This window comes from Polaromonas sp. P1_G2 (assembly GCF_056405515.1).
In genome coordinates this window covers 1-880 of record NZ_JBFUBY010000563.1, presented here as the reverse complement: position 1 = coordinate 880, position 880 = coordinate 1, and the positions used below count along the sequence as shown (strand labels likewise).

Annotated in this window: 1 protein-coding gene; it reads right to left on the bottom strand. The window is 61.3% G+C overall.

What is annotated here, in order from left to right; translation table 11 throughout:
* Positions 1-864, bottom strand: an 864-nt coding sequence (gene argS, locus AC1D0P_RS26185) for an arginine--tRNA ligase domain-containing protein (RefSeq protein WP_477679393.1), incomplete at its 3' end; no start/stop codon positions are given.
* Between the last annotated feature and the right edge of the window lie 16 nt (positions 865-880).

Genomic DNA, 880 nt, shown 5'->3' with positions numbered 1-880 from the left:
ATAGACATGACCCTGATAGGTCAGGTCATTGATCGCCGAGAGGATCGGTCCGCCGTTGCCGGCATGCAGCGTGCGCTCGGAGAAGAAGACGTCATGATGGACGTTGAGCGCAGCGAGGTCCTGGCGGATCATCTCCATCATCGCATCGATCGTGCGATCCTTGACGATCGGCAGCCATTCGGCCTCGATCATGCCACGCAGCTTTGAGCCAAATTCCGTTTTCAGCGCTTCGCCAACCGGGACGAGATAGTCGCCGGGATAAAGACCTTCCGGGATCTCGCCAATGTTTTCGCCCAGTGCTTCGCGATAGCGCAGGAAGGCGGAGCGGGCGAGCACGTCAACCTGTCCGCCGGCGTCGTTGATGTAATATTCCTTGATGACGCCGTAGCCTGCGACTTCCAGCAGATTGGCCAGCGCGTCGCCGACCACGGCGCCACGGCAATGGCCGACATGCATGGGGCCGGTGGGATTGGCCGACACATATTCGACATTGACCTTATGGCCGGCGCCCATGTTGGAACGGCCGAAGCCGCCGCCCAGCCGGATGATGCGGCCGAGGAAGCGCTGCCAGTAGACACTGGCCAGGCGGATATTGATGAAGCCCGGGCCTGCGACGCTGACCTCGGCAATATCCGTATCGGTCTGCAGGTATTTGATGATCTCGTCGGCGAGCGCGCGGGGTGCCATGCCCATCTGCTTGGAGAGCACCATGGCGGCATTGGTGGCGAGATCGCCGTGGGCGGGATCGCGCGGGGGCTCGACCACGACACGGCTCAGGTCCGCGTCTTCACGCTTGTCGGCGGGGATCACCTTGTCGCTCAGGATCGCCTTGATAYGGCTTTCGAATTCCGCAAAGAGGTTCATTGCATATTCCTTCCGG